16 protein-coding genes and 1 pseudogene are annotated in these 15,877 nt (G+C 70.7%); 12 read left to right on the top strand and 5 right to left on the bottom strand.

What is annotated here, in order from left to right; genetic code table 11:
* The first annotated feature begins 26 nt into the window (after positions 1-26).
* From IE195_RS19145 to panB, 4 genes are all read left to right on the top strand, one after another.
* Positions 27-797, top strand: coding sequence for a class I SAM-dependent DNA methyltransferase (locus tag IE195_RS19145; protein ID WP_191273376.1), 771 nt, complete (start codon positions 27-29; stop codon positions 795-797).
* Between the two features lie 186 nt (positions 798-983).
* Positions 984-2,108 (top strand): SagB/ThcOx family dehydrogenase, encoded by a 1,125-nt coding sequence (locus tag IE195_RS19140; RefSeq protein ID WP_191273374.1) that lies wholly within the window; start codon positions 984-986, stop codon positions 2,106-2,108.
* A complete protein-coding gene (locus IE195_RS19135) occupies positions 2,101-3,423 on the top strand; it encodes an MFS transporter (RefSeq protein WP_191273372.1) in 1,323 nt (440 codons plus the stop codon). The genes IE195_RS19140 and IE195_RS19135 overlap by 8 nt, the downstream gene beginning before the upstream one ends.
* Positions 3,424-3,726: 303 nt before the next feature.
* Positions 3,727-4,581 (top strand): 3-methyl-2-oxobutanoate hydroxymethyltransferase, encoded by an 855-nt coding sequence (panB, locus tag IE195_RS19130; RefSeq protein ID WP_191273370.1) that lies wholly within the window; start codon positions 3,727-3,729, stop codon positions 4,579-4,581.
* 191 nt (positions 4,582-4,772) lie between these two features.
* Here panB and IE195_RS19125 read toward each other — a convergent pair whose 3' ends face one another.
* Together IE195_RS19125 and IE195_RS19120 are read right to left on the bottom strand one after the other, a co-directional pair.
* A complete protein-coding gene (locus IE195_RS19125; RefSeq protein ID WP_191273368.1) occupies positions 4,773-6,053 on the bottom strand; it encodes an MFS transporter in 1,281 nt (426 codons plus the stop codon).
* Positions 6,054-6,086: 33 nt separating this feature from the next.
* Positions 6,087-6,689 carry a winged helix-turn-helix domain-containing protein gene (locus IE195_RS19120; RefSeq protein WP_191273366.1) on the bottom strand — a complete coding sequence of 201 codons (603 nt, stop codon included), beginning with the start codon at positions 6,687-6,689 and terminating at the stop codon, positions 6,087-6,089.
* A 243-nt stretch (positions 6,690-6,932) separates the two neighbouring features.
* Between IE195_RS19120 and IE195_RS19115 the strand changes: the two genes are divergently transcribed.
* From IE195_RS19115 to IE195_RS19100, 4 genes are all read left to right on the top strand, one after another.
* Positions 6,933-7,973 (top strand): LLM class F420-dependent oxidoreductase, encoded by a 1,041-nt coding sequence (locus tag IE195_RS19115; RefSeq protein ID WP_191273364.1) that lies wholly within the window; start codon positions 6,933-6,935, stop codon positions 7,971-7,973.
* A gap of 193 nt (positions 7,974-8,166) precedes the next feature.
* Complete coding sequence (locus IE195_RS19110; protein WP_191273363.1) at positions 8,167-8,736, top strand: hypothetical protein; 570 nt, start codon at positions 8,167-8,169, stop codon at positions 8,734-8,736.
* Positions 8,737-8,775: 39 nt separating this feature from the next.
* On the top strand, positions 8,776-9,393 hold the full coding sequence (locus IE195_RS19105; protein ID WP_191273361.1) for a hypothetical protein: 618 nt from the start codon (positions 8,776-8,778) through the stop codon (positions 9,391-9,393).
* A 26-nt stretch (positions 9,394-9,419) separates the two neighbouring features.
* Entirely contained in the window at positions 9,420-10,025 is a 606-nt protein-coding gene (locus IE195_RS19100) for a hypothetical protein (RefSeq protein ID WP_191273359.1), read from the top strand.
* 61 nt (positions 10,026-10,086) lie between these two features.
* Here the strand turns inward: IE195_RS19100 and npdG are convergent, their stop codons facing one another.
* Entirely contained in the window at positions 10,087-10,782 is a 696-nt protein-coding gene (gene npdG / locus IE195_RS19095) for an NADPH-dependent F420 reductase (protein ID WP_191273357.1), read from the bottom strand.
* 133 nt (positions 10,783-10,915) lie between these two features.
* Entirely contained in the window at positions 10,916-11,107 is a 192-nt protein-coding gene (locus tag IE195_RS19090) for a hypothetical protein (RefSeq protein ID WP_191273355.1), read from the bottom strand.
* A 128-nt stretch (positions 11,108-11,235) separates the two neighbouring features.
* Here IE195_RS19090 and map point away from each other — a divergent pair, with 128 nt between their 5' ends.
* Together map and IE195_RS19080 are read left to right on the top strand one after the other, a co-directional pair.
* Entirely contained in the window at positions 11,236-12,087 is an 852-nt protein-coding gene (gene map, locus IE195_RS19085; protein ID WP_225942373.1) for a type I methionyl aminopeptidase, read from the top strand.
* A gap of 161 nt (positions 12,088-12,248) precedes the next feature.
* Positions 12,249-13,103: a HEAT repeat domain-containing protein gene (locus tag IE195_RS19080; protein ID WP_191273352.1), complete on the top strand. Its 855-nt coding sequence runs from the start codon at positions 12,249-12,251 to the stop codon at positions 13,101-13,103.
* 448 nt (positions 13,104-13,551) lie between these two features.
* Here the strand turns inward: IE195_RS19080 and IE195_RS26315 are convergent, their stop codons facing one another.
* Entirely contained in the window at positions 13,552-14,259 is a 708-nt protein-coding gene (locus IE195_RS26315; RefSeq protein WP_229826302.1) for a DUF6247 family protein, read from the bottom strand.
* A gap of 248 nt (positions 14,260-14,507) precedes the next feature.
* Between IE195_RS26315 and IE195_RS19070 the strand changes: the two are divergent.
* A pseudogene (locus IE195_RS19070) lies at positions 14,508-14,792 on the top strand (MarR family transcriptional regulator); the annotation flags it as partial.
* Between the two features lie 199 nt (positions 14,793-14,991).
* Positions 14,992-15,825: a M55 family metallopeptidase gene (locus IE195_RS19065; RefSeq protein WP_191273350.1), complete on the top strand. Its 834-nt coding sequence runs from the start codon at positions 14,992-14,994 to the stop codon at positions 15,823-15,825.
* Positions 15,826-15,877: the final 52 nt, after the last annotated feature.

The following is a 15,877-nucleotide window of genomic DNA, read 5'->3' as shown; positions in this document are numbered from 1 at the left end:
AAATCATCCCCCAGATTTCACCGCGAGTGGCTTACGATGAACTCGCCAAACACTACGATGCCGTCAGCCGCACACCGGACTATCACCGGTGGATGCAGCTCTTCGACGACCTCTTCCGTGAGTACGGAGTGAGGGGACCCCTGCTCCTCGACCTCGGGTGCGGAACGGGAAACAGTTCCGTCGAGCTCAAGAAACAGGGTTACCAGGTCACCGGAATCGACATTTCCCCGGAGATGATCGAGGTCGCCAGGAACAAGGACGAGATGTCCGGCATCGAGTTCCAGGTCGGGGAACTCACCGACATCCCCGGCCCGCCCGGGACGTTCGACGCAGCCGCGGCGGCAGGCGAACCCTTTCACTACCTCCTGGACGAGGACGCGCTGACCACAGCGTTCTCCGAGGTCAAACGGATGCTCGCACCCCAGGGGCTCCTGGTTGCGGAGATGAACACCACGATGGCCTTCCGCATGTCGGCGGAGGGGCCGGGGGTGCGCCGCCTGGAGGGCAGTTTCGTCTGTTTCTCCCCCTCCCCCGCGACGCCCTTCTCTCCGGGCGGACTGCTTGACATTGAGTCCGACTCGTTCGTCGAACAGAACGACGGCAGCTGGGAACACCTGTCCACCCGGCACCGGACCAGGCATTTCACGCACGACCAGGTCCTGCGATGCCTCAAGGAATCGGGGCTCGAGTTCGTCGCCGCACGCGGATTCCACGGCGGAGGCCTTGCTCAAGACCTTGACGAAGAGCATCACATCAAAGCCCTGTACGTCGCCCGACGTACAGAAGCCGAGGGCTGAAAACCCGAAGGGGAACGCCCTCACCCGGGATGGATCCATCCCGGAACCAGAAGGAGAGATTATGCAGATCAAGATCGAGAAGGTCGAAGAATTCCGCATTATCGTCGAGTTCAGGGCCGCCTAACAGCGGCAGGGAGGCCAGCCTTTCCGGGGCTGGCCTCCTCCGTTTTTCCAGAAAGGAAGATGATGAGGTACAAATCGGTGGAGGGAATCGGGTGCGCGTGGAACGCCGACGGGCTTCTGGTCAAGAACCCGGTCACGCGGACCACCATCACCACCGAACCCGTGACAGTGGCGCTGCTCCACCATTTCCGGGAGTGGAACACCGTGGCGCAGGCGGCCAAGGAGGTCGGCTACGACGAGGAGAGCGTGACGGAGGCTGTCGGCTCCCTGCACTCCCTCGGTTTCCTGAACAGCGAGGACGCCCCTGACGGGGACACGTCCTCCTCCCTGGGCCCATGGCGGCCCTGGTCGCACGAGGGGACGGCGTTCCACTTCATGACCAGGGACGCTCCGTTCGTGGAGACCACCGATCAGATCAGGGAGGAGCTGACGACCGAGCTCCCTCCCCCGCTGTTCAAGGACTATCCCGACGCCGACCGGGTGTTCCTCCCCCGCAACCAGACACGACTCGACGCCCCCTACGGCGAGGTCCTCTACGGCAGGAGGACCCACCGGGACTTCTCGGCGGAACCGGTGGACCGGGAGACCTTCTCCACTCTCATGGGAGCGGTCTTCGGCCTGAAGGACTTCATCGACGCCAAGCAGTTCGGCTCACTCATGTTGCGGACCAGCCCCTCCGGCGGCTCCCGCCACGAACTGGAGGCCTACGTCGCCGTGTCCGACGTGGCCGACGTCAGTCCGGGTATCTACCACTACGGCGTCCGGGAGCACGCGCTGGAACTCATCCGGGAGGGGGACTTCCGCGACGAGTTGACCCTCATGTGCAACTCCCAGTCCGGTGTCGGCCAAGCGGCGTTCTCCATCATCCTGACCTCGGTCGTGGAGCGCATGAGCAGCAAGTACCGGCACCCCAGGGCCTACCGGGTCATGCTGATGAACGCCGGCCACCTCGGACAGACCTTCGCACTGACCGCTACCGCGCTCGGCCTGGGGCCGTTCCACACCGCCGCGTTCAGCGACTCCGGCGTGGAAGGCCTCATCGGCGTGGACGGGGTCTCCGAGACCGCGCTCTACGTGCTCTCCGCCGGAATCCCCAGAACCGACGAGCGGGGCAGGACCGTCTTCGCCAACCCCCCGATGAGCCTCGCCTCCTCCAGGGCGACCCGATTCGACACCAGCCGTGACTAGTTTCCAGGACGACACCAGGCGACCCGCTGCCACCGCCCGGCTGGGCGGTGCCTTCCAACGCTTCTGGGCCGCCCACACCAGCGCGAACCTGGGTGACGGGATCCTGCTCACGCTGTTGCCCCTGATGGCCGCCGCCGTCACCACCGACCCGCTCATGGTGTCGCTGCTGACCGTGTCGGCCTACCTGCCCTGGGTCCTGTTCGGGCTGCACGCCGGAGCCTTCGTCGACCGCACCGACAAGCGGCGGGTGATGGTCGTCGCCAACGTGCTGCGGTGTGTGTTCCTGGGGCTGCTCATGGTGCTGGTCTGGGCGGGCGCCACACCGATCTGGACGCTGTGCCTGTTCGCGTTCGCGCTTGCGCTCTGCGAGGTGCTCCACGACGGATCCGCCCGTGCGCTACTGCCCGTCCTCGTTCCGCGCCCGCTGCTGCCCAGCGCCAACAGCCGCCTGGAAGGAGCACGGATCCTGGCGTCGGACTTCGTGGGCGGCCCGGTGGCGAGCCTGCTGTTCGTGGCGGCACCGGTGTTCGCGGTGGCGCTCAACGCCGGGACCTACCTCGTGGGAGGGCTGTTGCTGCTCGCCGCCCTCCCCGTACTGACGCGCCCGCTGCCGTCGGAGCCCTCCGACGCGGACGGGGAGGCGCAGGACGGGGAAGCCCGGGACGGGGAGGCTCAGGAGGGGGAGGCCCGGGAGGGGCGCGGCTCGCTCACCCAGGACGCCGTCAGCGGCCTGCGGTTCGTCTGGGGGGACCGGATCCAGCGGGGATTCACCGTGACGGCCGCGATGTCGGCGTTCGCCACCGGCCTGGTGTCAGCCATCCTGGTGCTCTACGTCACCCGGACCCTGGGCGTGAGCGAGGCCATGTTCGGCGTGTACACGGCCGTCGCCGCCGTGGGCGCGGTCATCAGCGCCCTGGTGTGCGGGCCCCTGATCGGACGCCTGGGTGCGGGCTGGGTTCTGGTCGGCGCGTACGTACTGGCCAGTGTCTCCCTGGTGGCACTGGGCGTGTTCCCCGACGTCTACGTCGGCGCGGCAGCGCTCGGGCTCTTCGGGTTTTCCGGTACCGCGATCTCGGTGAGCGCGGTCTCCACGATTCAGGCCGTCACCCCCGTGCACGTCCTGGGTCGTGCGGGCATGACCCGCGCTCTGCTGACCCACGCGGCCGTCCCCGTCGGAGCGCTCACCGGCGGGGTCCTGGGCTGGACGGGGCTCCAGGTGCCGTTCGTCGTCGCGGGTCTGCTGCTCCTGATGGTCCCTGCGCTGTTCTGGCGGGTGATACACGAGGCCTCCGCCCGCGCGGCCGAAACTCCCTGACCGCAGCGGGGCGACCGGCCCCGCTCGGCGCGGGGGACGGCCGGAGGCGCGAAACCGTTCTCGTACCGAAACACACGGCCGGATTCCGGTCATGCGATGATGCTTGCGTGCGGCCCCCGCACACCCGTTCCTCCCGCACCGGTTCCGCCGGGCGGCCCGGAACCGGAGGCGGGGAACAACCCGCACGGCGACACCGTTCCCTCCGGGGAACCCGCGTGCGAGAGCACGTACGACAACTGTTTTCGTCCACAGGTCCGGGGACACCCCCAGCGGGTGCTTCGAGACAACGGAGGAAGAAACATCATGAACACCACCGCGAAGACCCCCTCCGCCGGGAACGCCCTGTACGGCGGGGTCACCAACCGGCGGGTCACCATCCGCGACCTGGCCCTGGCCAAGCAGCGCGGCGAGCGCTGGCCGATGCTGACCGCCTACGACGCCCTCACCTCGCGGATCTTCGACGAGGCGGGCATCCCCGTCCTCCTCGTCGGCGACTCCGCCGCCAACGTCGTCTACGGCTACGACTCCACCGTCCCGGTGACGATGGACGAGCTGGTTCCGCTGACCGCGGCCGTCTCCCGCTCCACCAGGCGGGCGCTGGTCGTGGCCGACCTGCCCTTCGGCTCCTACCAGGGCTCCCCCCAGCAGGCGCTGGAGGCGGCCTCCCGGTTCATGAAGGAGGGCAACGCCCAGGCCGTGAAGCTGGAGGGCGGCCACACGGTGGCTCCCCAGGTCGAGATGCTGGTCTCGGCGGGGATCCCGGTCATGGGCCACGTCGGCCTGACCCCGCAGTCGGTGAACACCCTGGGCGGTTACCGGGTGCAGGGCCGGGGCGAGGCCGCCGCCGGTCTGCTCAAGGACGCCAAGGAACTGGAGCGCGCGGGCGCGTTCTCGGTGGTGCTCGAAGCGGTCCCGGCCGACCTGGCCGCCGAGGTCACCGAGCAGCTGTCCGTCCCGACCATCGGTATCGGCGCGGGCCCGTCCACCGACGCCCAGGTACTGGTGTGGCAGGACATGGCCGGGCTGAGCCCGCGGGTGGCCAAGTTCGTCAAGACCTACGCCGACCTGGCCGGAACCCTGCGCGACGCCGCGGCCGACTACGCGGACGAGGTCGTCAGGGGCAGTTTCCCGGCCGAGGAACACACCTACTCGAGCTGATCCGTGAGCTGACCACGGCAGCAGCCCGGGTGAGCGGACCGCCGCCCGGAGACATCGCGCCCCGGCCGGCGGTTCTTCGTACGTGGGGAAACCCCGTCATCCGGCCGCCCCTCGCGTCGGACGGGCGCGGGGGCGTGCGATCCACGACGGTTCGGTGACCGTTTGGGCCCCCGACCGGTCTCTCCGACTGGTCACCGGCGACGGGCCCGGGTGGCCCGCTGGGTCTGCGTTCCCTGTGGAGCGGTCCCCGGTTCTTCCAGGGGCCGCTCCAGCCTTTTCGCGGCCCGGCCGAAGGCGGGCAGGGCAACCGCTGCCAGGTAGACCGCCGCCCCGGCCGCCAGGACCGGGGAGACTCCGAGCAGGCCGATCGCTGCCCCGATGCCCGGGGCCGCGATCGGGGCGCCGACCCGGGCCAGCGCCCCCACCATGGACATCCCCCGCCCGACCATGTGTCCGGGCAACCGCTCGAAGATCACCGCGGACAGGATCGGGTTGATCAGCCCGCCGCCGAGCCCGGAGACCGCCCACACCACCAGAACCACCCACAGCGGAACGTCCAGGGCCAGCACCAGGACGCGCGGCGGACCGGCGATCACCATGGCCGCGAAGAAGGCGGCCCTGCGGGGAAGCCGGTGCCCGACCCAGGCGGCGACCAGAGACCCCACCACGGAGGCGCCGCCGAGCGTCCCCGCCACCAGCCCCACGGCCTCGGCCCCCCAGCCGCCCTCGTGCGCCCAGACCGGCAGGGCCAGGCTCATCACCGCGACGTCCACGATGTTGGTCACCAGGATCATCGCGACCAGCATCCGCAGCGGCAGGTCGCCCCAGACCGCCCGCCAGCCCGCGTGCAGCCGGGCCAGGTAGCCGTCGCCCTCCTCCGGATCGGTCCTGGCCGGCCCCGCCACCTCGGTGCCTCGGCTCAGGAGGAACGCCATCACCAGCGCGGACAGGACCATGAGCACGGCGTTGACGTAGAGCGCGGTGAGCGCGCCCAGGGCGGCGACCACCGCACCCGCCGCGATCGGGCCCACGGTCATGGAGAGCCGGTCGACCGTTCCGGCCAGGCCGGTGACCCGTTCCACCCGTACGTTCGCCGCGGCGGCCACGAACGGGGCCAGCGACACCTTGGCCGCCTCCGAGGGCCCCGTGGCCAGCCCGATCACGGTGACCAGGGCGAGCAGCACCGGGAACGGCAGCAGCCCGGCGGTGAACAGGATCGGTACCGCCAGCAGGGCCGCGGCGGCGATCAGGTCCACCCGGATACTCACCGCGCGCTGGCCCACCCGGTCCAGGAGGGGGCCGACGAACAGCCGGGCCAGGGTGTAGGCGCCCAGTTCGAAGAGGGTGACCAGGCCCATCTGCGCGGGGCTGCCGGTGGTCTCCAGGACGAACCAGGGGATGGCGATCATGGCCAGCCTGGTGCCCGTGTAGGCCAGGGCCTCGGAGGTGATCAGGCCGACGATCGGTCTCATGGGGGTTCCTCGGGGTGGGGGTGTCGGCGGGAGTCAGGCGTCGGGGTCGGCGCCGGGCTCGGGACTGGGGAAGGCGGCCAGCTGGACGTGCACCGTGCGCTCCCCCGGACCGCCCCGGGCGGCGTGGCGGTTGAGCACCTCGATGAGCTCCGCGCGCAGGCCCTCCGCCTGCTCCAGGGTCAGGTCGAGGGTGCGGTCGGCCATGAACTGGGCCTCGCGCCAGCCCTCGGGCTGGGCGGACCACTGGTTGACCGCCGCGCCCAGGCGCTCGGACCAGCCCGCGGCGATGGCGTGGCGCAGAGCGGTGGTGAGTTCGGGGGCCTCGGTGTCCAGGTGTTCTGGGAGGCGGAAGCCCCGAGCCTCGGCCCGCCACCAGCGTTCCCGGCTGGTGCCCAGGTCCGGGTCCTCCCGGATGAACCCGTAGGTCTCCAGTTGGCGCAGGTGGTAGCTGGCCGAGGCGGAGGAGATGCCCAGCCTCTCGGCGACGGCCTTGCCGGTGGCGGGTGCCTTCTGGAGCAGCTGGTGGACGCGCATGCGCAGGGGGTGGGCCAGGCCGCGCAGAGAGCGCGCGTCCAGGACGGCGGCGTTCTCGAAGGGATCCGGGGCCGACCGGTCGTCGGCAGGTGTGGTGCTCATGGACGGAACCTAAACGCCCAAGGATCATTGGCCAAGGGTTGTTGGCCAAGGAATCTTGGGCCTGGCCGGATGCGGCCACGGCAACCCCTGGGGAGGGCCCGACGGAACCGGGGGCGGGGCGGCCCCGGAGAGGATCCCGGAACAGGTGAGCCAGACAACAAACCGAACTGGACTCGGTAGTACAGTGACGGCACACCGAGCACCTACGCGGGCCGGGGGTCCGGCCCACCGGGAGGACAGCACATGCGCATCTCGATGCCGCTCCAGTACGCGGGCGAGCCCAAGGCCGCCGTCGACCAGGTCGTCGAACTGGAGAAGGCCGGGTTGGACACCGTGTGGGTCGCCGAGGCCTACGGCTACGACAGCCCCACCCTGATGGGCTACCTCGCCGCCCGCACCGAACGGGTGGCCATCGGTTCGGCCATCCTCCCGATGTACAGCCGGACCCCCACCCTGATCGCGATGACCGCCGCCGGGCTGGACTACCTGTCCGACGGGCGCGCGATCCTCGGTCTGGGCGCCAGCGGTCCGCAGGTCATCGAGGGCTTCCACGGCATCCCGTACACCAAGCCGCTCGGCCGCACCCGCGAGACCATCGAGATCTGCCGCAAGATCTGGGCCCGCGAGGAGCGCCTGACCCACGACGGCAAGGTGTTCCAGCTGCCGCTGCCCCCGGAGAAGGGCACCGGCCTGGGCAAACCGCTCAAGATCATCAACCACCCGGTCCGGCCCGCGATCCCGATCTTCGTCGCCTCCCTGGGCGAGAAGAACGTCGAGATGACCGCCGAGACCGCCGACGGGTGGCTGCCGCACCTGTTCATCCCGGAGAAGGCCGAGACCGTGTGGGGCGAGTCCCTCGCCAGGGGCAGGGCCAAACGCGACCCGGCCCTGGGCGCGCTGGAGATCTCCGCGGGCGGCCTGCTCGCCATCGGCGAGGGCGAGGACACCAGGAAGCTGATGGAGTTCACCCGCCCGATGATCGCCCTGTACGTGGGCGGCATGGGCGCCAAGGGCAAGAACTTCTACAACACGGTCGCCCAGCGGTACGGCTACGAGGAGGCCGCCGAGAAGATCCAGGACCTGTACCTGGACGGGAAGAAGGACGAGGCCGCCGCCGCGGTCCCGGACGAGTTCGTGGAGCTGACCAACCTGGTCGGCCCCGAGTCCTACGTACGCGAGCGCGTGGAGGCCTTCCGGGCCGCCGGCGTCACCCAGCTCAACGTGACCCCGGTGGGCGACAACCCCGCCAAGCTCATCGAGAAGGTCAAGGAGTGGGCCTCCTGACCCACCCGTAACACCAGGTCGCGTGCCCTGCGCTTCCGCGGGGCACGCAGTCCCCCAAGAGACGGGGGACTTCTTTCTCACACGAAGGCGCAGCGCACCCCGCATTCGCGACTCTCGGTAACCAGAAACCCACTTATCGCCCTGTTAACATGCGTTAAGTAACGTCCCGCCCCCGGACGAAACCGGAGAACGCATGTCCCCCGTACCCCGCAGACTCGGCGCGAGCGCCCTCCTGGCGGCGGCCGCCCTCGGCTCGGTCCTCGCCTCCCCCCTGCCTGCGGCCGCCTCCCCCGCACAACACTGCGTCGGCGACATCGACGGCAGCGGCCAGGAGTGCTTCGACACCTACGCCCAGGCGATCGACGCGGCGGAGAACCGCGTCGGGCGCACCCTGGCCGAACAGGAACGCGCCCTCGCCGAACAGGAGCACACCCCGTCCGGGTCCCGGATCGGCACCCTCGCAGCCGCGAGAAACTCCAACGTGATCATCGGCACCTACTTCGAACACGGGAACTACGGCGGCGCCACGTTCACCCTCCACGGGGACAACACCTGCCAGGGCGGTGACGACATCGAGTTCTGGTTCACCTTCCCCCCGGAGTGGCAGAACATCATCTCCTCGGCCCAGCCCTGGGCACGGTGCTCGCTGTGGCTGCACGCGGGACCGGACGGCACCGGCGACCGCGACGGCCCCTACCGCGAGAACACCCCCGACATCGGCGGCTACATGAACGACCGCACCGTCTCCACCACCCTGGGCTGACGTCCGACTCCCCCACCCCCGCTCGATGGGAGAACCGACATGAGACGCACGTACGCCGTGCTCGCCGCCGCCGCGGTCGCCGTGGCGACCGCGGTCACCACGGCACCGACCCCGGCCTACGCCGACCACGAGGGCACGCCCACGGTGCGCCAGCTGCTGGAGCTGTGCAACGTGTCCACGGACCTGTGCGAATTCCACCCCGGCGGAGAGCCCGAACTGTTCTCCGCCCACGGCCGCGTCGTGGGCTCGGAGGTGTTCAACTGCACCTCGGGCCGCCAGAACATGGCCGTGCAGTGGGCCGACACCACGTCCCAGAGCAACAGCGTCGGCCTGGCCCTGACCACCGAGGCCGGATTCGGAGAGGTCTTCTCGGTGTCCTACGAACAGTCCTTCCAGCACACCTGGACGACCTCGCACACCGAGGCGCAGACCACCTTCGTCAACACCGGCCCCGGTGAGGTGGGGTGGGTCGAGCGCCGACCGCGGATGCAGCGCGTGCACGGCACCTACGAGCTGCACTTCGGCAGCCGCCAGTGGGGCCACTACATCTGGTACGCGCCCTTCACCGCGGAAGGACCCGTCCCCGGCTCGCCGGACGAGATCGTCACGCAGAACGTGCGGCCGATGACCGACGCGGAGGAGGCGGCGTGCCCGTGACCCACCGCCCCGGGAGGGGCACAGCGATGAGACGCCTCGCGGCCGGTGCCGCGGCGGGCGCGGTGGCGGCGGCCCTGGTGCTGTCCCCCGCGCCGGCCGCGGCCGACCACGAGGGCACCCCGACCGTCCGGGAGCTGCTGGAGAGGTGCGGTGAGAGCACCGACCTGTGCGAGTTCCACCCCTCGGGCGCCCCGGAGTACTTCCAGAACACCGCCGAACAGGTCGGCGCACCGGTCTACAACTGCACCGACCACGAACAGCTCTCCCAGGTGTCCTGGTCCAAGACCACGGGCGAGTCCAACAGCGTGAACCTGTCGATGACGGCCACGTTCGGTGCGATCTTCAAGCAGAGCTTCACCGTCTCCTACGGCCACGAGTGGAGCTCGGAGCACACGCAGACCCAGCGGACCCAGATCACCGCCCAGCCGGGCGAGGTGGCCACCGTGTACTACGGGCCCAGGATGCAGCGCGTGCACGGTACCTACGAGCTGCACTTCGGCAGCCGCCAGTGGGGCCACTACATCTGGTACGCGCCCTTCACCGCAGAAGGACCCGCGGACGACCAGGGCAGCACCGTCACCCAGTCCACGAGGCAGATGACGGACGGGGAGCGCGCCGCCTTCTGCGGCTGACCCGGACCTCCCGGCCGTGCCGCGCCCCCGGTTCCCCGACCGGCGCGGCACGGCCCGGGGCTCACAGTCCCGTGATGCGAATCCCCGCGTGGGTCTTGTAGCGGCGGTTGACCGCGATGAGGTTGGCGGTGAGCGCCTCCACCTGGTGGGCGTTGCGCAGCCGCCCGCCGAACACGCCCCGGACGCCGGGGATCCGCTCCGCCAGGGCGCGCACGACGTCGGTGGCCTCCCGGTCCTCGCCCAGCACCAGGACGTCCAGGTCGATCTCCTCGACCTCGGGGTCGAGCAGGAGCACGGCGGACACGTGGTGGAAGGCCGCGGTGACCCGGCTGCCCGGCAGGACCTCCGCGGCCTGCTGGGCGGCGCTGCCCTCGGCCACGTCCAGGGCGAAGGGCCCCTTCTTGTCGAAGCCGAGCGGGTTGACGCAGTCCACCACGATCTTGCCCGCGAGCCTGTCGGCCAGGGACACCAGCAGCTCGCGGTGGCCGTCCCACGGCACGGCGACGATGACGACGTCCCCCTGGACGGCCGCCTCCACGTTGTCCGCCCCGTGCACCCGGATGGCGGTCGACTCGGCCTCGACCAGCTCACCCGCTGCCTTGGCGGCGCGCTCGGCGCTTCGGGAACCGATGTAGACGGTGTGCCCGGCCAGGGCGAACCTGCGGGCCAAACCGCGTCCCTGGTCACCCGTTCCGCCCAGGACGGCGATGGTCAGCCCGGAGATGTCCGCGCCCTGTGTCGCGTTCTGTTCACTCATGCGCCGATCCTGTCAGAACGGGGTTCGGTGAGGAACGCACAGGGCCGGTGTTGACCGGACCAACCCCTCCCGCCCCTGGTCAGGACCGCCCCCGGGTGGGGCGGGACGGCCGGCCGGACCGGCGGCCGCACCGTCAGCGGTCTCCCCCGTTCTCCTCCTGTTCCTCCCAGGCCTCGTTGCGCTCGGCCGCGATGCCCAGGGCGCGCGCCGCCGTGGCCTCGTCGGGGTAGGGGCCGAGCCGCTGGCTGTTGGGGCAGCCCGCGCCGTGCTCGACCCTGCTGTGTCTGAGGCAGTACCACCAGCCGTCGTCCTGTGCGTCGCCCACTACCGAACCACCTCTCTCGCTTCCGGGTACGTGGGGCACCTACCCGAACCTGGGGCGCTCCTCACACCCGCCCCGGACACGCCGCGGCCCGGCCGGGAGGGTGCACCCACGAACTACAATCAGTGTCCATGACTACTCCGCTGGTTCCTGGGCGCATCTCGCCACAACGTTCGGTTCCCCCGCACATCGTCCGACCGGAATACGTGGGCAGGAAGCACCCGGTGGAGGGTGTTCTGGGAGACGTCCAGACTCCGGAGACCATCGAGCGGATCCGGGTCGCGAGCCGGATCGCGGCCCGGGCCCTCGAAGAGGTCGGCAGGAACGTCCAGCCCGGTGTGACCACGGACGAGCTGGACCGGGTCGGTCACGAGTTCCTGCTGGACCACGGCGCCTACCCGAGCACCCTCGGATACAAGGGCTACCCGAAGTCCCTGTGCTCCTCCCTCAACGAGGTCATCTGCCACGGCATCCCGGACGACACGGTGGTCCGGGACGGCGACATCGTCAACATCGACATCACCGCGTACAAGGACGGCGTGCACGGCGACACCAACGCCACGTTCCTGTCCGGCGAGGTCTCCGAGGAGCACCGCCTGCTCGTGGAGCGCACCCACGAGGCGACGATGCGCGCCATCAAGGCGTGCCGCCCCGGCCGCCAGATCAACGTGATCGGCCGCGTGATCGAGTCGTACGCCAAGCGGTTCGGCTACGGCGTCGTCCGTGACTTCACCGGGCACGGGGTGGGGCCCGAGTTCCACTCCGGACTGGTCGTCCCGCACTACGACGACCCGCGCGCCACCACCGTGATGGAGCCGGGCATGACCTTCACGATCGAACCCATGATCACCCTGGGCGGCGTGGACTACGACATGTGGGACGACGGTTGGACCGCCGTCACGGCCGACCGCCGGTGGACCGCGCAGTTCGAGCACACCCTGGTCATCACCGACACCGGCGCGGAGATCCTCACCCTGCCGTAACCGGGCGTGCCCGTCCCCCAGCCGCCCGAGGGCCCGGCCGCCGCCCCTTCGTTCCCCGAAGGCGCCGCCGGGCCCCGGCCGCCGCGCCGGTGTCGAGAACCCTGTACGAGCCCGGCCGCCCGGCCGGTGACCACGTCCGACCGACACACGGGGACCCTGCCATGGCGATGTTCGTCCACCTCACCCCCCGCGCCAACATCACCCGCGTCCGGCGGTCCGGCCTGCGCACGACCACCGGTTTCGGGGACGCGCGCGGGGTGTTCTGCTTCCCGGTCCTGCCGTCGTACACGGTGACCCACCAGTGGTTGCGGGAGCTGTCCCGCCACCACGGGCCGCGTGGCCTGGTCGGGGTGTACGTGCGGCTGCCCGACGGCGAAACGGTCACGGTCGGCCACCACGACGACCGGCGGGGGCCGCGGAAGGTGACCGCCGCGGAGGCGGTGCGCGTGATCGCCGCGTTGGAGGACCCGCGCGGCTGGGAGGTGGTCGTGCCCCGACCGGTGGCCCGGAGCGAGGTGCACCGTATCCGGGAGGTCCGGCAGGTGACCGGGTGGCGCTGCTTCTCCGACTCCCACGGCGCCGCCCCCTGCACCTGCGCGGACTGTGCGGTGCGCGGCGGATACGGCGTCAGGCGGTTGCGCCAGCGCCGTCCGCACCCCCTGGACGGCCCGGTCCCCCCGCCCCGGGTACTGGTGGGTCGGATCTCCGAAGCACGGACCCGGGGGGACGCCGCAGCGCTGCGCGAGGCGCTGGGGTGGTTCAGCCGGCGCCGCCGCGGTCCCGTGGAGGAGCTGGCCCCGCTGGCCGACTATCCGCATCCGCTGGTCCGGGCCTCCCTGGCCGAGGCCGTCGCGGCCTGGTCGACCCCGGGCGTGGACGCCCTCCTCACCCGGCTGGCCGCCGACCCCGATCTCCAGGTCCGCGAGGAGGCGGTGGCGGCCCTCGCCACCCGCACCGACCGGCGCCCGCCCCTCGCCCGCACCCCGTCCGGGCAACCGCAGCCGCACGGGCGCTGAGCCGTCCCCGTGCGCCCGCCCCCCGGCGACAGCGGGCACCCTCGGAGCAGGATCGAGGACCGCGCCGAAGGTGCGGCGGGGCCCGGTCCGCGTTCGTCCGGTGCCGCCCACGGCCCCGGGTCCCGGGTCCCGGGTCCCGGGGAGTCCGCACGTACACACGCCTCGGCGTGTTCAGGGGGCGAGCCAGGAGAGCCGAAGAACCACGACACGTCGCTGCTCGTCCAGAACCAGGTAGATGACGTCGCACTCGCCGCCCACGCCGATCGTGTGGACACGCGTATTCGCGTCGGGTCTCTCCTTGTTGTAGGGAAACCCGCTCGTTGTAGGGAAACCCGCTCCACGGCTGCAACTCCAGCAATGAGAAGAGAGAGGCCAACTCGGAGAGCAGATGTTCGGGGAGAGCTTGGATCTGTTCCTGGGCGATCTCTTCTACGTCGACTCGGTACAACTACAAACCCAACCGAGCCTTGAGTTCTGACCACGGCACCGTGCAGACGGGCTCACCTCTCTCCACCTTGGCCGCAGTGTCCAGCATCCGGCGATGGGCTTCAGGGTCACGGGAGGACATGGCTACATGCCACCAGCGATCCAGGCACTCGTTCACCGGAGCGATGCCCAAACTCTCCCGTGCCTCGTTCATCACCCGCCGACACTCCCGGTCGAAGTCACCCGCCTCCTCCGGAAGAAGCGCGGACCGGATCGCTCTGGGATTCCTGTTGATCCGCTCGTTCGGGCTCTGCTCTGGGCTGCCCTGGGCTCGCCGGGAACGTGCTGGCATGTGTGTCCTCCTCACTCCGACCTCCAGATTACGGCGACGGAGGCCGCCACGGCGGTCGTCCACAGGGGGAATTCGGGTGAGCGCCTCAACGGTCCCTCCGGTCGGAGAGCACCCGCCCGCCGCGCCCGGCTCTCCCCGCACCGCGTAGGAGGAGGCCGAGGTCATCAGGACCCCCGCGCCCAGGCCGAAGGCGAAGAGCAGGCCTGCTCGGGCCCGCCTCGCCGGTAGCAGTGCGGCCGCGGCCAGAGCCGCGCAGAGGACCAGGTCGGGGACCAGGAAGAGGTTCTCGGCGCGCCAGGAGTCGTGGTGGAGCAGGTACACGAAGGTCACGAGGCCGATCGCCGCGGCGGCCGTGCGCGCCAGGAGGAGCAGGTTCACGGAGTCCTTCTGAAGACTGATTGTCAGCACTAATGACAATCATGTTTGAGGAATATCAGCGCCCTCCCAAGCGGTCCCTGCACTCTCCCCATGACCAGCAGCGCGCGGATCGAGATCGCCGACTCCACCGGGTACCTGCTCCACCGCCTGGGTAACGACACGACCCGGGTGATCGAGCGGGCTCTGCAACCGACCGGACTGCGGGCCCGGGAGGTCCGGGTACTGGGCTTCCTGTCCGAGGCCCCCTCTCGCAGAGCACCCTGTGCGGGATCAGCGGGCTGGACCGCACGACGATGGTGGCGGTGGTCGACCGGCTGGAGGAACGCGGTCTGGCCGAACGCCGCCGCGACCCCGCCGACCGGCGCCGTCAGGCGGTCACGCGCACGCCCGACGGCGAGCGGACCTTCGAGGAGGCCGCCGCCCCGCTCATGCGCGCCGAGGACGACTACCTCGCCCCCTTGGACGCCACCGAACGGGAGCCCCTGCGCCTGCTGCTGCGCAGGCTCTACCTGTCGCGCACACCGGACTGCTAGCGGGGGCCGCGCACACCCTGCCCCCGCCCCGGCGCCGGGACAGGGCCAGGCCGGAGCGGGGCCGGAGTCTCCGGGCAGGAGACGAAGCGGTCGGGAACCGGGCGCCCCATGGTCAACAGGACCGCGGATCACCTTCCGACGCCACCCCAGGGTCTCAGGGCTGTGGATAACCGACCGTCCCGGGCCTAGGCTCTGCCGGGTGAAGATCCTCATCTCCGCGGACATGGAGGGCGCCACCGGCGTCACCTGGCCCGCCGACTGCGAACCCGGGACCGAACAGTGGCAGCGCTGCCGCTCCATGTTCACCAGCGACGTCAACGCCGCGATCGACGGACTCCTCCGGGGCGGCGCCACCGAAGTCCTGGTCAACGAGGCCCACTCCACCATGCGCAACCTCCTCCTGGAGGAGCTGGACGAGCGGGCCACCATGATCACCGGGCGCCACAAGGAGCTCTCCATGGTCGAGGGGGTCCAGACCGGCGACGTCGACGGCGTCGTCTTCCTCGGATACCACTGCGGGGCCGGGGATGACGGCGTGCTCGCGCACACCTACCTGCCCAACGCCATCACCGGGGTGTGGCTCGACGGTCAGCCCGCCAGCGAGGGCTACCTCAACGCCGCCGTGGTCGCCGAGTACGGCACCCCCGTCATCCTGGTGACCGGCGACGACCGGGCCTGCGAGGACGCGGGGGCCTACGCGCCCGCCGCCCGCACCGTGGCGGTCAAGGACCACGTCAGCCGGTACGCCGCCCGTTGCCGCCCGCCCGCGCGCACCGCCGCCGACATCCGCGGGGAGGCGGAACGGGCCATGGCGCTCGCCGGACGCCTGGGCCCGGCCGAGCCCTCCTCCAAGGCCATGGAGATCGAGGTCGACTCCGCCCAGCTCGCCCAGGCCGCGGCCGTCGTCCCCGGCGTCACACGCACCGGAGCACGGCGGGTACGGTACACCTCACCGGACGCCTACGAGATGATCCGCGCGTTCAAGGCGGTCTGCACCCTGATCTCCAACGCGATGGAGAAGGACTACGGCTGACCGCTGACCCCCGCCCCCGCTCCGCCGGCACCGAGCACCCGTCCCGGGACCC

Source organism: Nocardiopsis terrae (assembly GCF_014651695.1).
In the GTDB taxonomy this organism is placed as follows: domain Bacteria; phylum Actinomycetota; class Actinomycetes; order Streptosporangiales; family Streptosporangiaceae; genus Nocardiopsis; species Nocardiopsis terrae.
The sequence above is the reverse complement of the archived record's forward strand: the minus strand, read 5'-3'. Positions and strand labels throughout refer to the sequence as shown.

What these genes read in the sequence shown, in the direction of transcription:
- IE195_RS19140 (WP_191273374.1), top strand. Translation starts at nt 984, where the DNA reads ATGAGGTACAAATCGGTGGAGGGAATCGGGTGCGCGTGGAACGCCGAC.
- panB (WP_191273370.1), top strand. Translation starts at nt 3,727, where the DNA reads ATGAACACCACCGCGAAGACCCCCTCCGCCGGGAACGCCCTGTACGGC.
- IE195_RS19125 (WP_191273368.1), bottom strand. Translation starts at nt 6,053, where the DNA reads ATGAGACCGATCGTCGGCCTGATCACCTCCGAGGCCCTGGCCTACACG.
- IE195_RS19120 (WP_191273366.1), bottom strand. Translation starts at nt 6,689, where the DNA reads ATGAGCACCACACCTGCCGACGACCGGTCGGCCCCGGATCCCTTCGAG.
- IE195_RS19115 (WP_191273364.1), top strand. Translation starts at nt 6,933, where the DNA reads ATGCGCATCTCGATGCCGCTCCAGTACGCGGGCGAGCCCAAGGCCGCC.
- IE195_RS19110 (WP_191273363.1), top strand. Translation starts at nt 8,167, where the DNA reads ATGTCCCCCGTACCCCGCAGACTCGGCGCGAGCGCCCTCCTGGCGGCG.
- IE195_RS19105 (WP_191273361.1), top strand. Translation starts at nt 8,776, where the DNA reads ATGAGACGCACGTACGCCGTGCTCGCCGCCGCCGCGGTCGCCGTGGCG.
- IE195_RS19100 (WP_191273359.1), top strand. Translation starts at nt 9,420, where the DNA reads ATGAGACGCCTCGCGGCCGGTGCCGCGGCGGGCGCGGTGGCGGCGGCC.
- npdG (WP_191273357.1), bottom strand. Translation starts at nt 10,782, where the DNA reads ATGAGTGAACAGAACGCGACACAGGGCGCGGACATCTCCGGGCTGACC.
- map (WP_225942373.1), top strand. Translation starts at nt 11,236, where the DNA reads ATGACTACTCCGCTGGTTCCTGGGCGCATCTCGCCACAACGTTCGGTT.
- IE195_RS19080 (WP_191273352.1), top strand. Translation starts at nt 12,249, where the DNA reads ATGGCGATGTTCGTCCACCTCACCCCCCGCGCCAACATCACCCGCGTC.